Genomic DNA, 14,050 nt, shown 5'->3' on the forward strand with positions numbered 1-14,050 from the left:
GGGGCCATCGCGGCCCCTTTGTTCGTCTGCGGCGGGCTGTAACTGCCCAGTCCTTGCGGGTTCGCTGCCACGCGCAAATCCGTTGTTTCAGGTAATTCCCGTGCAAGAACAGGCGCATACTTCCCAAGGGACTGCCTAGCCCCATTCTCGCACTTGCACAATCTGATATTGCACTGCAATATGTATAGCTTGGCGGAACACGGGGTGGATTCTGCGCGCGGCGGTGTGAGCTGCGCCAAGATCTTGCGTCGTAGAGGATCGGCATGGCCGACATCTCCGCAGCGTCTGTTGCCCTGCCGCGGGCCACAGCCGACAAAGCAGCCAGAGCAAGACTGGCCTATCTCGATGGCTGGCGCGGGCTTTCGATCGCACTGGTGCTGATCGGCCATTTCTTCCCCGTTCCCGGGATCAATCTCGGCGTGCTCGGCGTCGAGTTCTTCTTCGTGCTCTCAGGCCGGCTGATGGGCGAGATACTGTTCATCGAACGCTTTCCGCTGAAAAAATTCTTCAAGCGTCGCTTTTCGCGCATCTATCCCGCGCTGCTGGTGTTCGTGACATCAGCCATGATCGGGCTCTCCGGCACCTTTATCGGCTTCAAATGGAAGGCGGCGCTGACGGCGCTGACATTCACCTACAACTATGCCGGAATTCTCATCACCCGCGCCGGCGCGCTCGACCACATCTGGTCGCTATGCGTGGAAGAGCACGCCTACATCATCCTGGCGCTGATCAGCGTGGCGGTGACCGGGCGGGGCAATGTCGTGCGGCTGCTGGTGACGCTGTCGCTGCTGGCGATGGCCAATGGCGCCATTTCGTACTGGGTGCTCGGCATGGATTACGAGCACAGCTATTGGCGCACCGACGTGCATATCGCCTCGATCCTGCTGTCGGCATCGATCTGCCTGCTCAGGCACGATGACCGGCTGCCGGCATTCCTGAAGGGTCCCTATGTCAGTCTGGTGTCGGCGGCCGCCGCCATTCTGCTGTTCCTCGATCCGGTGCCGACGCCGGTCCACTATCTCCTGGCGGTGCCCTTGCTGGCGCTTGCCGTCAATACGCTGGACACCAGCAGCTGGCATCTGACCGGCCTGCTTTCATCCAGGCCGATGGTGATGATCGGGCTGTGGTCGTACTCGCTCTATCTCTGGCAACAGCCCTTCTACAAATTCGTCGCCGAGCAGGGCAGTGCGCCGATCCGATGCTGGCGGCTGTCTTCGCCTGTGCATTATGCAGCTACTATCTGGTCGAGAAGCCCGCGCGGGCCTGGCTGAACCGGAATTGGTGAGGGCTACGGACTCCTAATCTTATGCTGCCGTGGCGATCTGCTTGCCGATCATCAGCCAGCGATGCGTCAGCCCGCAATCTGCCTGAGGTAGTAGCGCACGGTCTTCTGGCCGCCATGGATCGCCGCTTCGCCGACTTGCGCAAAGCCAAGCGCGGCATGGAAGGCGTCCGAAGCCGGATTGGGCGGTTCGGCGTTGACCTCGCAGGTGACGATGCTGTGGCCCGCGCGTGCGACTTCCCCGAACAGATCCTCGTAGAGCCGGCGAGCATGGCCGCGGCCGCGCGCTTGCGCCGCGACGACGACACGGTCGACATAGACGAAGCGTGGATAGCGCTCGCGGAACCAGAGGAAATTCGGGCTGTCGTAGGGCGCATTCTGGTCGAACGTCATGATGAAGGCTTCGAGCGCGCCGATGCGCCTGATGTAAAACGCTTCGCCAAGCAGGAAGGACAGCCGTTCCGGCTCAAGCCATGACAGTTCGGCGGCGTGCTCGTTGTTGAGTGCGAGGATGGCCGCTTCGTCCTGAGGCGAGACACGGCTGATCGGCGACGGCCCAGTCACGGCTTTGCTCATCATGCTCTGGCCGCCGCAATCGTCGCCGCAACCAGCGCCCCATCGGTGACTGTGGCGCGATACTCGCGGTCGAGATCGGCGCCGCCCATGCCGACTTGCGGGTTGCGGTAGGCCATGGCGCTCGGTACGTCCCTGAGCGCGGCGAAATGCAGTTCCGTCAGCCCGGTTGATGCCAGCACCCCGGCGATGTTTTCGGGGTCCAGCGCGCCGCAGCCGAGGATGATGATGCGGCCGTCGGCCTGGCGGACGAGATCCGCCAACAGGCCGGCGCCTTCCACCGCGGTGTCCCTCTGGCCGCTGGTCAGCACGCGGCCGACCTTGCAGCGGATCAGCGCTTCCAGCGCCTCGGCCGGGTCGCGCGTCATGTCGAAGGCGCGGTGGCAGGTAACGGCGAGCGGACCGGCGGCATCGACCAGCGCGCCCATGCGGGTTTCATCGATGGTGCCGTCGGCATTGAGGCAACCGACGACGACACCGGCGACGCCGAGGTCACGAAGCGCTGCGACATCGGCGAGCATCGAGCTGTATTCGGCCTCGCTGTAGAGGAAATCGCCGCCGCGCGGGCGCACGATGACATGGAAGGGAATGGTCGCGCTCTCGAGTGCGGCGCGCACCGTGCCGAGGCTGGGCGTGATGCCGCCTTCGACCAGGCTGGCGCAGAGCTCGACCCGGTCGGCGCCGGCGGCCTGCGCGGCCAGCAGTCCATCGATGCCTTCGACGCAGATTTCGATCAGGGGGCGAGCATTTCCGGCCAAGGGGCGATCCTTCATGATTGCATGACGGCCAGCCCTAGCATCGGCTCGGTTGGTGGGGAAGCCGGAACAGCCCGTCGCTGCTTGGGCCAGCCCGGCAACCCTGCCTAGGTCCGTAGCGAGAGATCTATTGTTTCTGCAGCACCGTGTTCTTGGCGCCTTGTTCGGCCTGGTCGATGACCAGCAGCTTGACCGGGGCGTCGCCGATGTTGGTGGCCTGGTGCCATTGGCCGATCATCTCGATGATGAAATCGCCCGTCTTGTAGGTGTTGCTGTTGCCGGTCTCGACATTCGTCACTTTGAGTGTCCCGGCCTCGACATAGGCGTAGCGGGCAAACGGGTGCTTGTGCACCGGCAGAGTGGCGCCGACCGCAATGTCATAGGTTGAAACCAGGACCTGGACATTTTTCTGCGGCAGCACGATCGGCTGACCGGACGCCGTCTGGCTGCGATCGGCAAGCGGCGTGACGACAACCGGCGGGATGGTACTGTCCAGCGCCCGAGCGGGGTTTGCAGATAGCGCTGCCGCGAACAGCAGCATCGATGCCAGGATCTTTCGCATGGTTCCTCCAGGTTTTACCGCCACCGCGCGGCGCGACGCCAAGGTTCTAACTCTCGTCAGTTACTGGAGACACAACGTCATCCGCCGGTGCCGTCGTCCATCATCGTATTCGTGAGCGCTTCATAGATGTTGCTGCATACCTGGGACCGCGGACAGTGTTTTACGATGAATACCGGCACGACAGTCAGTGCGGCGGCGATCAGGATTTGCAGGAAGAGAGGAGCAGGCTCGAAGCGTTTGCCAAACAAGGCTCGGCAAGCGAAGTAGAGACTTTGAGCCAGGCATGCCCAGACAAGGACATGCAACAGCGTGCTCGTTGCTCGGGCATAGGGCGTTATGTATCCGTCGGGAAAGCCGACCATGCCAAGGTCGACGAGCCACTGCAGAGCCAGAACGCAGGACAGGCATGCCCACAGAAAGAGCGCCACGCGGGTAACCAAAACTCTGCTGCGATCCACGCTCATATGCAATCGAAGCACAACTGCGTTCGGCCTTCCAGAGCGGCTGCTGCGTGGCTTGGAGTATCGCCTATTTAAGAGTGCGCAGCGTGATCGAATAGCGGTGCCCGGCGACCGGCGGAATGCTGTGCTCCCACTCGTGGCGCGCCGGGCCGTCAATGAGATAGACAGATCTCGGCTGAACCTCGATCGTCTCGCGATCCCATTTCGAGCCGTTTTTTCGGCGCAGCCGAAAGCTGCAGGGCGCCAGCAGCGAGACGCCGGCGACGAGATCGAAATGCGGCTTGTCGCGATGCCAACCTATGCCCGCGCCCGGCCGATACTCGTTGATGAGCACTTGCGCGAATTCCGTGGCCTGCCTGCCGGCAAAATCCGCGACCTTGTCGCGAAGCGGCAGCAGGAATTTCGGGATGGGCGGCGCTTCGACGACCTGGCGCCGGTCGTAGTCGTAGCGCCAGCCGAAGCCGGCGACCTGCCGGTTGGCAAGGTGGCCGTGGAAATCGAACGGCTTGAAGGACAGTTCATTGAGGTGACGGACCAGTTCCGCCTCTTCGTCCGTTGTGATCAGGCTAGGCCGGTAAGAAAATCCTTCCGGCAGCGTGTCGGCCGCGCCGAAGAGATCGCCCTGGCTGGCATACGCTGTTGTACTGGATTTCGTCTGTGCCATCTGACGGAGAGATAGGAAGCCTCGCCACCCGGGCAAGATTTTCGGCGTTGTGGTGCGCCTCCCTGTCGGAACCTCCGCATCGTTGCGGCATTACGCATGTTCGAAGCAGGATTTGGAGAAGATTTGGGGACGAAGCGGGATTTTCGACATGCCGTCCACTGCCATCCGCAATACCCATTACGACCCGTCGACGAAAATCCTCTCGGTCTGGTTCGTCCCGAGCCGAGCCCGCTACGACTACGAGGAGGTCGAGCCCGAGACCTACGCGGCGTTCCGCGCCGCCTTCTCGAAAGGGCAATTTTTCAACGAGTTCATACGCGATCGCTACCGGTTTCACCTGGTTGAAGAAGGACGCCGGCGCGTGACTGGATCCTGAAGGCGCTACGAGAACTCGCGGCGCAGGGATAGTTTTCGGGCTGGGAAGACCAGGGACCCAGGCAGCTATAGGCCCGCCACGTGCGAGCGGAATGCCAAACAGACGACCGCATGGCCTCATCAAAGCCCTGTTCAACTCCTCAATCCGTGGTAAGGTGATTATACCAGTCAATAACATGACGATCGGCGCGGCCGTCGTTTAAAGCGGGAGTAGGGATAGATGACGACGATTGCGCTGCTCGGTGCCGGCGGCAAAATGGGCTACCGACTGTCGACCAATTTTCGCGGATCGCCCTACACGGTACGCCATGTCGAGGTCAGCGAGGCCGGCCGCGAGCGGCTGAAGACCGGACTGGGCTTCGACGCGGTCAGTGCCGATGCGGCGCTCGACGGGGCGGATATCGTCATCCTGGCCGTTCCCGACACGCATATCGGCAAGGTGGCGGCTGATATCGAGAGCAAACTGGCGCCAGGCACAATGGTGATAGTGCTCGATGCGGCCGCACCCTTCGCCGGCCATCTGCCCAACCGTCCGGACCTGACCTATTTCGTCACCCATCCCTGTCATCCGCCGATCTTCAACGACGAGACCGACATGGCGGCCAAGAAGGATTATTTTGGCGGCGTCAAGGCCAAGCAGCATATGGTCAGCGCGCTGATGCAGGGGCCGGAAGCGGACTACGCCAAGGGCGAGGCGGTCGCAAAAATCATCTGGGCGCCGGTCATGCGCTCGCACCGTGTCACCGTCGAACAGATGGCGCTGCTGGAGCCCGGTCTATCGGAGACGGTGTGCGCGTCACTGCTTGTCGTCATGAAGGAAGCCGTCGACGAGGTCGTCGCGCGAGGCGTCGACCAACAGGCGGCGCTCGACTTCCTGCTCGGCCACATGAACGTGCTCGGCGCCGTGATTTTCGGTGAGACCAAGGGCGTATTCTCGGATGCCTGCAACAAGGCGATCGAATTCGGCAAGCCGGTGCTGATGCGCGACGACTGGAAGCGGGTGTTCGAACCGGAAGAGATCGCCGCGAGCATTCGGCGCATTACCTGAGAAAGGCCGAGTCGGGCGCTTGCCGGAGTGCCTCGGTGGCTCGACACACCCGCCATGACACCCAACTGTTTTTGCTCAGTGGGCACATGTCACCTCGATTAGTGATTGACTCATCATACCAGTTGGCTTAGCTGTTGATGGCTTGGGCAAGGGTTCGCGGGAAGTACGAAGCCTGGACGAGTGGAGGGACGGCGGGGGCGCAACGATCCGTCAGGTGGGAAGCCGGCAACGGCATTTCAGCCCGAACCGATCAGCGGCCCGCGCTGCGCGACGAATTCGAATGCAGGGGCCTTGATTGATCAAGGCAATTTTTCAAACGGGAGGACATCATGAAACTCACACGCAGAATGACACTTGCGGCGTTCGCCGGCATGCTGGCGCTTGGCACGGCGGCGCCCGCCTATGCGGCCGACCTCATTGCCATCATCACGCCCTCGCATGACAATCCGTTCTTCAAGGCGGAAGCCGTCGGCGCCGAAGCCAAGGCCAAGGAACTCGGCTACGAAGCGCTTGTGCTCGTCCATGACGACGACGCCAACAAGCAATCCGAATTGATCGATACGGCGATCGGTCGCGGCGCCAAGGCGATCATCCTCGACAATGCCGGCGCCGACGCCACTGTCGCTGCCGTGCAGAAGGCCAAGGACGCGGGCGTGCCGTCGTTCCTGATCGATCGCGAGATCAACGCCACCGGCGTCGCCGTGGCTCAGATCGTCTCCAACAACTACCAGGGCGCCCAGCTCGGCGCGCAGGAGTTCGTCAAGCTGATGGGCGAGAAGGGCAATTTCGTCGAGCTGGTCGGCAAGGAATCCGATACCAATGCCGGCATTCGCTCGAAGGGCTATCATGACGTCATCGACGATTATCCGGACCTGAAGATGGTCGCCCAGCAATCGGCCAACTGGAGCCAGACGGAAGCCTATTCCAAGATGGAATCGATCCTGCAGGCCAACCCGGATATCAAGGGCGTCATCTCCGGCAACGACACGATGGCGATGGGCGCGTATGCGGCGCTGGTTGCGGCGAACCGCAAGGACGTCATCGTCGTCGGTTTCGACGGATCCAACGACGTGCGCGATTCGATCACCGCGGGCGGCATCAAGGCAACCGTGCTGCAGCCGGCCTATGCGCAGGCGCAGATGGCGGTCGAGCAGGCCAACGACTTCATCAAGAACAAGAAGTCGCCCGAGAAGGAAAAGCAGCTGATGGACTGCGTGTTGGTCAATGGCGACAATGCTTCCAAGCTGGAAACTTTTGCGCTTACCAACTGAGCCGGCGTGACATGAATAGCGAGGGGCGATCAAGGTCGTCCCTCGCCGCCATTTTCCGTGGGTGCCAATCACCATGCTCAACAGGCCATCATGCTGAACAACAAGCCGATCTGGCCGATGCTTGTCGTTGCAGTCGGCATCAGCCTGACCGCCTGCAAGATCCTGCCGACTCCCTCGGGGGATAGCGGCAGCGCCGCCGCCTTCAATCCGGACAAGATGGTCGAGGAGATCTGGGCCGCGAAGGTCGTGCCTTACCTCCAGCAGAAGGCCGGGCCGTTTGCCGAGGTCCACGCTCTGGCGAAAACCGATCCTGCTTCCGCTGGCGCCAAATATGGCAATCCGAACAAGCAGGCGAATTCGCCATGGACCTTCGCGGTTCGCGTCGAGGGCAAGATCATCGCAGCCAACACGGCGTCACGCGCGGCAACGATGGATATCGATGTCGACGGCGACGGCAAGGCCGATGCGCGGGTACAGATCGGACCGGCGATGCGCGGAACCGCGCTGCGCGACAGCCTCGATTTCATCCAGTTCAACGATTTTACCAACCAGATCGACTTCGCCCAGTTCGGCAAGGCGTTCAACGCCTATGCCGTCAAGGCCCTGTTTGCCAAACTGCCGCGCGACGCGCTGGAAGGCCGGACCGCCAAGGTTCTCGGCGCCTATACGCTCGAGAGCGGCCAGGACCTGCCGCTGGTGACGCCGGCGGAGGCAGAAATCGGGCCGAAGCCATGAGCGCTGCGGTTGCTCACGATGTCGTCTTGAAGCTGGAGGACGTCTCCAAGGTCTATTCCGGCACCGTCGCGGTCAAGCGCGCGAATTTCGAGGTGCGCAAGGGCGCCGTCAATGTGCTGGTCGGCGAAAACGGCGCCGGCAAATCGACGCTGATGAAGATCATCGCCGGCGTCGAACAGCCGACGCTCGGCCGGATCCTCCTGGAAGGGGAGGAGGTCTCCTTCTCGTCATCGGGCGACGCGGTGAACCGCGGCATCGGCATGGTGTTCCAGGAGCTGAACCTGTTTGGCAATATGACCGTCGCCGAGAACATCTTCGCCACGCGCGAGATCACCAACCGGTTCCGCAAGATCGACCGCAAGGAGCAGGAGCGTCGCGCGGCGCAATTTCTCGAACGCCTGCAGGCCGGGATAAGGCCCGACATGCTGGTCGAGGATCTGCGCATCGGCCAGCAGCAGCTGGTCGAGATCGCCAAGGCGGTTTCGCTCGATGCGCGCATCCTGATCATGGACGAGCCGACCTCCGCGCTCAGTGCGGCGGAAGTCGAGATCCTGTTCAAGGTGATCGCCGACCTCAAGGCGCGCGGCGTGGCGATCGTCTACATCTCGCACCGGCTGGAAGAGCTGATCCGCATCGGCGACTACATCACGGTGCTGCGCGATGGACACATCACCGGCCAGGAAGAGATGAAAAACGTCGACACGCGGTGGATCGTGCGGCAGATGATCGGCTCCGACGCCAAGGATTTCGCCAAGGCCGACGGCCATGTACCCGGCGAAGAAATATTCCGCGCCGAGGACATCTGCCTGCCGCGCGCGACCGGCGGGCTGGCGGTCGATCACGTCTCCCTGTCGCTGCGCGCCGGCGAGATCCTCGGCATCTATGGCCTGATGGGCGCCGGGCGCAGCGAACTGTTCGACTGCATCATGGGCCGCCATGGCCAGGCGACCGGCGCGATCTTCATCGCCGGCAAGAAGGTCAAGGAGCGGGACACGACGCGGCGCATCCGGCGCGGGCTGGCGCTGATCCCCGAAGACCGCCAACGCGAAGGGCTGGTGTCGATCCTCTCCGTCGCCAGCAATCTGACACTGGCCAGCCTGTCGCGCTTTGTCCGCCTGTTCCACATCAGTGGCGGCCAGGAGAAGCAGGCGGTGACGCAGATGGTGCGGGAACTGGCGATCAAAGTCGCCGACCCGGCGCAGGAGGTCTCGTCGCTGTCGGGCGGCAACCAGCAAAAGGTGGTGATCGGCAAGGCGCTGCTCACCGGGCCGAAGGTGCTGCTGATGGACGAGCCGAGCCGTGGCATCGATGTCGGCGCCAAGGCCGACGTCTTCCGCACCATGCGCAAGCTGTCGCGCGACGGGCTCGGCATTCTGTTCGCCACCTCGGATCTCGATGAGGTGATGGCGCTGTCCGACCGCATCGCGGTGATGAGCAACGGAAAACTGACCGGCATGTTCGATCGCGCCGAGGCGACGGAGGCAGCCCTTGTCGCCGCCTCGGCACTTGGCCACGGACCGGCCCCGCACACGGAGAACCCATGACTGACATCCCGGCCAAGGCGGCTGCCCCCTCCGTCTCGAGCGGCTCGCTGCTGCTGACGCTGATGAAGGCGAGGACCTTCATCGCGCTGATCGCCGTCTTGGTCTTCTTCTCGATCGCGGCGCCGAATTTCCTGTCGACCGCCAACCTGATCCTGATGTCGAAACATGTGGCGCTGAACGCCTTCCTCGCCATGGGCATGACCTTCGTCATCATCACCGGCGGCATCGATCTCTCAGTCGGCTCGATCGTCGGCCTGTGCGGCATGGTCGCCGGCTATCTCGTGCTCAACGGCATCGACCTGCAATTCGGCTACACCATCTATTTCAACGTCGTCGAGATCGCGCTGATCACGCTGGCGGTTGGCATATTGATCGGCGCCGTCAACGGATTGCTGATCACCAGGCTGAACGTCGCGCCGTTCATCGCCACACTCGGCGTGCTCTATGTCGCGCGCGGCCTGGCGTTGCTGTCGTCGGACGGCCGCACCTTCCCCAACCTCGTCGGCAAGCCGGAGCTTGGCACCACCGGGTTTGGTTTCCTCGGCGCCGGGCGGCTGCTCGGCCTGCCGGTGGCGATCTGGATCCTGATCGTTGTTGCGCTGGTTGCGGCATATCTCGCCAAATACACGCCGCTCGGCCGCCACATCTTCGCCGTCGGCGGCAATGAACGGGCGTCGCGAATTTCGGGCGTTCGTGTCAACATGGTGAAAATGTTCGTCTACATGTTCTCCGGCTTCTGCGCGGCGATCGTCGGCCTGATCATCTCGTCCGAACTGATGGCCTCGCACCCGGCAACAGGCGAAAGTTTCGAGCTCAACGCCATTGCGGCGGCGGTGCTCGGCGGCACCTCGATGTCGGGTGGGCGCGGCACGATCGGCGGCACCATTGTCGGCGCCTTCGTCATCGGCATTCTTTCGGACGGGTTGGTGATGATGGGCGTGAGTTCCTTCTGGCAGATGGTGATCAAGGGCCTTGTCATCATCGTCGCCGTCGTCGTCGACCAAGCGCAGCGCCGGCTGCAGAGCCGGGTGACGCTGATGCAGATGGCAAAGGCAGGCTGAGCATGGCGGAGTTGCGGGGAGGGCTCATCGGCTGCGGCTTCTTTGCCATCAACCAGATGCATGCCTGGCGCGACATTGAAGGCGCCGCGATGGTCGCCATTTGCGACCGCGACCCGGAGCGGCTGCGCATCATCGGCGACCAGTTCGGCATTGCGAAGCGCTACACCGACGCGGCAGAGATGTTTGCAAGCGAAAGCCTCGACTTCGTCGATATCGCCACTACCGTTCCCAGCCATCGTCCGCTGGTCGAGATGGCGGCGCTGCACCGTGTGCCGGTGATTTGCCAAAAGCCGTTCGCGCCGACGCTTGCCGACGCCAAGGCGATGGTGAGGGCCTGCGTGGAAGCCGGCGTACCGCTGATGGTGCATGAGAATTTTCGCTGGCAGTCGGCGATCCAGGCGGTGCGTGCCGTGCTCGACAGCGGCGAGATCGGCACGCCGTTCTTCGGGCGCATCTCCTTCCGCTCTGCCTATGACGTGTTTTCCGGCCAGCCCTATCTCGCCGAGGGAAAGCGCTTCATCATCGAGGACCTCGGTATCCACAGTCTCGACATCGCCCGTTTTCTACTGGGCGACGTGTCGACGATCACGACGCGAACCGCGCGCATCAACCCCGGCATCGCGGGCGAAGATGTCGCGACGATGCTGATGGACCACAAGAGCGGGGCGACGTCAGTGGTCGACTGTAGCTACGCGACGAAGCTCGCCACCGAACCGTTTCCCGAAACGCTGATCGAGATCGACGGCAGCGACGGCACGATCCGCTTGGCGCAGGGATATCGGCTCACCGTCACCGGCAGGAGCGGCACGAAGATCACCGACGTTTCGCCGCCCGTACTCGCCTGGGCATCGCGCCCATGGCACAACATCCAGGAGAGCGTCGTCGCCATCCAGCAGCACTGGGTCGACTGCCTGGCAAAGGGAACCGAGCCGGCGACCTCGGGCGCCGACAATCTCAAGACATTCGCGCTGGTCGAGGCGGCCTATCTGGGCGCCGCGAGCCACGAACTTGTCCACCTGGATGGCTTGCTGACATGACAGCCGACGCCTTCCTCCTATACGGCACACGCGTGGTCGAGGCCGAGCCGGTTAGGCTGAGTGCGGGCTTGCTCAGCGCCGACTTTGTCAACGGCAGCCTGCGCACCATGCGTTACGGCGGCATCGAAGTGCTGCGCGCCATCGCCTACATCGTGCGCGACCGCGACTGGGGCACCTATGAACCGGCGCTGACGGACCTTGCCGTCGATCAGGACGCCGACAGCTTCTCCGTCAGCTACTCCGCAACTTGCTTAGCACCGGGCGGAAGCCGGCTCGACTTTCGCGCTACGATCAAGGGCTCCGCCAACGGTCACCTAGTGTTCGACGTCAGCGCGGTCCCTGAAAGCGATTTCGAGACCAATCGCTGCGGTTTTTGCGTCCTGCATCCGATCGCCGGCCTCGCCGGCAGCCCGGTCACGGTCGAGCATACCGACGGCAGCGTGGTGGCGACGAAACTGCCGCTGTTGATCGATCCCTGGCAGCCTTTCAAGGATTTGCGCGCGATCACCCATGAGGTCCGGCCGGGCATCACTGCCGAATGCCGGATGGAGGGCGACACTTTCGAGATGGAGGACCAGCGCAACTGGTCGGACGCGTCCTACAAGACCTATGTGCGGCCACTGGCGCTGCCTTGGCCCTATGTGCTGCCGGCCGGCCAAACTGTAAGCCAGACGGTCAGCCTGCGCATCACCGGCGAGGGGGGAATGCCGGCCGCAGCATCTGCCGCCGAACCGGTCAGCGTCGAACTCGGCGAGACCGGGCAGAGGCTGCCGGATCTCGGCGTGATCATCTACCCGGATGAGGTCGAAGCAGCGCTCGCAAATCTTTCGACATTGACCGAGCTCGGCCCGCAGCAACTTGTCTTCCACTACGATCCGACGCGCGGCCACGGTCTCGAAGCATTGCAGTCTTATGCAAGGCTCACCGCCGCCTATCCGGTGCAGACGACGCTGGAATGCGTCGTTGCCTGCGCGGGCGACCTCGATGCCGAGCTGTCAGGCGTTGCCGACATGGTGCGTCAAGCCGGGTTGAAGCTTTCGGCCATTGCCGTCTCGCCTTCGGTTGACCGGCAGTCGACACCGCCGGGCAGCGCGTGGCCGGACTGTCCGCCGCTCGAAGACGTCTATGCCGCGGCCCGTCGCGCCTTTCCCGATATCCGGCTCGGCGGCGGCATGTTCAGCTATTTCACCGAGCTCAACCGCAAGCGCGTGCCGGCGGGCCAACTCGATTTCGTCACCCACTGCACGTGCCCGATCGTGCACGCCGCCGACGATCTCAGCGTCATGCAGTCGCTGGAGGCGCTGCCCTTCATCACCGCGTCGGCGCGGGCGATCTTCGGGGAAAAGCCTTACCGCATCGGTCCATCGACGATCGCCATGCGCCAGAACCCCTATGGCGGCGCGACCAAGGGCAATCCCGGGGGCCAGCGCATCGCCATGGCCGATCGCGACCCTCGCCATGCCGGCCTGTTCGCAGCCGCATGGGCGATCGGCTATGCCGCGCGTGTCGCGCCGGCCGGGCTGGAACTGCTCACGCTGTCCGGCTTCGCCGGGCCTTTCGGCGTGCTCGCAGCATCCGGCGAACCCGTCGCGGAAGGATCGCCTCGGCCGATCTTCGATGCCATCAAGGGGCTTTGCGAACTGGCCGGCCTTACGTATGTGGCGACGAAAACGAGCGACGAGACCAAGGTGCTGGCGCTGGCCGGCCGCTCCGCTTCGGGCAAGACCGTGGCGTGGCTGGCGAACCTGACGGCGGACGACGTGACGGTCGACATCTCAGCGTTTGGCCGAGGCCAACTGGTGATGACCCCTTACGCGATCACGCGGATCGGCTGAAATCAGTTGCCGGAGTTCATCACATAAAGCGCGCGCGAGCGCTCGAGGTGCTTGATCATCGCCTTCTCGGCGCCGTCGGCATCCTTCTTCTCGATGCGGCCGATGATCTCTTCATGCTCGGTCAGCGTGAACTGTTCCTTGCCGGTCCAGATCAGCATTTCGGTGTGATATTCCTTCAGCCAACCGAGCATCGCCTCGCTGACGGCGATATAGATCGGGTTGCCTGAAATGGCCGCGATCTGGGTGTGAAACTTCATGTCGGCTGAAATGAAAGCCTCGGAATCGCCGCGAAAGCCACGCTGTTCGGCAATTGTGGCCCGCAGCTGCTCAACGTCCTCGGCAGTGGCATTTTCGGCGGCTTCCCTGACCATGCCGCGCTCGAAGAAGATGCGCGCCGTTTTCAGGTGCTCCAGCGTGTCCTTCGACGACGACAGGATGATCTTGGCTGCGCCGTCGACCTGCTTGATGATCGACTTGGCGGTCAGCTGCAGCACCTTGGCGCGTTCCCCATGCGAGATCGCGACGAGGCCCATATTGCTCAGCGCCTGCATCGCCTCGCGGATCGCGGGACGGCCGACCTCGAAGCGCTCCATCAACTCGCGCTCCGACGGCATGTCGTCGCCCGGCGTCAATTCTCCGCTGGTGATCAGGCGCTTCAGCCGCAAAAACACTTCGTCGGAAAGTTTGCGCCGGACGATCGGCTCCGAACGGTTCATCGTCGCGAATCACTCCCTTGACCTGTGTCTATCTAGCATTGCCACCGCGATTTTCGGAACGCCTGTCTGACCGCTCGACCGTACCCCGCCAGACAGGATATCACTTGCAAAGCTTATGTACTCATTATACC

The 14,050-nt window shown here is 63.0% G+C and carries 15 protein-coding genes; 9 read left to right on the forward strand and 6 right to left on the reverse strand.

Annotation, left to right across the window (positions count from 1 at the left end; all coding sequences use genetic code 11):
• Positions 1-263: 263 nt before the first annotated feature.
• The gene (locus tag X756_RS01000000165820; RefSeq protein WP_245264551.1) at positions 264-1,271 is read left to right on the forward strand and encodes an acyltransferase; all 1,008 of its coding nucleotides are present in this window, start codon (positions 264-266) and stop codon (positions 1,269-1,271) included.
• Between the two features lie 80 nt (positions 1,272-1,351).
• On the opposite strand, the gene X756_RS145405 is transcribed toward X756_RS01000000165820, so the two are convergent.
• The 5 genes from X756_RS145405 to X756_RS145385 form a co-directional block, all read right to left on the reverse strand.
• A complete protein-coding gene (locus X756_RS145405) occupies positions 1,352-1,858 on the reverse strand; it encodes a GNAT family N-acetyltransferase (RefSeq protein ID WP_023730734.1) in 507 nt (168 codons plus the stop codon).
• Positions 1,858-2,613 (reverse strand): copper homeostasis protein CutC, encoded by a 756-nt coding sequence (locus X756_RS145400; protein ID WP_245264552.1) that lies wholly within the window; start codon positions 2,611-2,613, stop codon positions 1,858-1,860. The genes X756_RS145405 and X756_RS145400 overlap by 1 nt, the downstream gene beginning before the upstream one ends.
• Before the next feature lie 124 nt (positions 2,614-2,737).
• Positions 2,738-3,172, reverse strand: a complete 435-nt coding sequence (locus X756_RS145395) for a cupin domain-containing protein (protein ID WP_023730736.1) — start codon at positions 3,170-3,172, stop codon at positions 2,738-2,740.
• 77 nt (positions 3,173-3,249) lie between these two features.
• Positions 3,250-3,636 (reverse strand): hypothetical protein, encoded by a 387-nt coding sequence (locus X756_RS145390; protein ID WP_023730737.1) that lies wholly within the window; start codon positions 3,634-3,636, stop codon positions 3,250-3,252.
• Between the two features lie 64 nt (positions 3,637-3,700).
• Positions 3,701-4,297, reverse strand: coding sequence for an alpha-ketoglutarate-dependent dioxygenase AlkB (locus X756_RS145385; protein ID WP_023730738.1), 597 nt, complete (start codon positions 4,295-4,297; stop codon positions 3,701-3,703).
• A gap of 148 nt (positions 4,298-4,445) precedes the next feature.
• Between X756_RS145385 and X756_RS145380 the strand changes: the two genes are divergently transcribed.
• The 8 genes from X756_RS145380 to X756_RS145345 all read left to right on the forward strand — a co-directional run bounded on the left by X756_RS145380 (position 4,446) and on the right by X756_RS145345 (position 13,203).
• Positions 4,446-4,673, forward strand: a complete 228-nt coding sequence (locus X756_RS145380) for a KTSC domain-containing protein (RefSeq protein ID WP_023730739.1) — start codon at positions 4,446-4,448, stop codon at positions 4,671-4,673.
• A gap of 219 nt (positions 4,674-4,892) precedes the next feature.
• Positions 4,893-5,720 (forward strand): phosphogluconate dehydrogenase C-terminal domain-containing protein, encoded by an 828-nt coding sequence (locus X756_RS145375; RefSeq protein WP_023681705.1) that lies wholly within the window; start codon positions 4,893-4,895, stop codon positions 5,718-5,720.
• 329 nt (positions 5,721-6,049) lie between these two features.
• Positions 6,050-6,991: a D-ribose ABC transporter substrate-binding protein gene (locus tag X756_RS145370; RefSeq protein ID WP_023730740.1), complete on the forward strand. Its 942-nt coding sequence runs from the start codon at positions 6,050-6,052 to the stop codon at positions 6,989-6,991.
• Between the two features lie 90 nt (positions 6,992-7,081).
• Entirely contained in the window at positions 7,082-7,726 is a 645-nt protein-coding gene (locus X756_RS145365) for a DUF2291 family protein (protein WP_023730741.1), read from the forward strand.
• The gene (locus X756_RS145360; RefSeq protein ID WP_023730742.1) at positions 7,723-9,270 is read left to right on the forward strand and encodes a sugar ABC transporter ATP-binding protein; all 1,548 of its coding nucleotides are present in this window, start codon (positions 7,723-7,725) and stop codon (positions 9,268-9,270) included. The genes X756_RS145365 and X756_RS145360 overlap by 4 nt, the downstream gene beginning before the upstream one ends.
• Positions 9,267-10,331, forward strand: a complete 1,065-nt coding sequence (locus X756_RS145355; protein ID WP_023730743.1) for an ABC transporter permease — start codon at positions 9,267-9,269, stop codon at positions 10,329-10,331. The genes X756_RS145360 and X756_RS145355 overlap by 4 nt, the downstream gene beginning before the upstream one ends.
• Positions 10,332-10,333: 2 nt before the next feature.
• On the forward strand, positions 10,334-11,368 hold the full coding sequence (locus X756_RS145350) for a Gfo/Idh/MocA family oxidoreductase (RefSeq protein WP_023672609.1): 1,035 nt from the start codon (positions 10,334-10,336) through the stop codon (positions 11,366-11,368).
• Complete coding sequence (locus X756_RS145345) at positions 11,365-13,203, forward strand: hypothetical protein (protein ID WP_023730744.1); 1,839 nt, start codon at positions 11,365-11,367, stop codon at positions 13,201-13,203. Before X756_RS145350 ends, X756_RS145345 begins: the two co-directional genes overlap by 4 nt.
• A 2-nt stretch (positions 13,204-13,205) precedes the next feature.
• Here X756_RS145345 and X756_RS145340 read toward each other — a convergent pair whose 3' ends face one another.
• The gene (locus X756_RS145340) at positions 13,206-13,919 is read right to left on the reverse strand and encodes a transcriptional regulator NanR (RefSeq protein WP_023672607.1); all 714 of its coding nucleotides are present in this window, start codon (positions 13,917-13,919) and stop codon (positions 13,206-13,208) included.
• Positions 13,920-14,050: the final 131 nt, after the last annotated feature.

This window comes from Mesorhizobium sp. LNJC405B00 (assembly GCF_000502615.1).
Classification (GTDB): Bacteria; Pseudomonadota; Alphaproteobacteria; order Rhizobiales; family Rhizobiaceae; genus Mesorhizobium.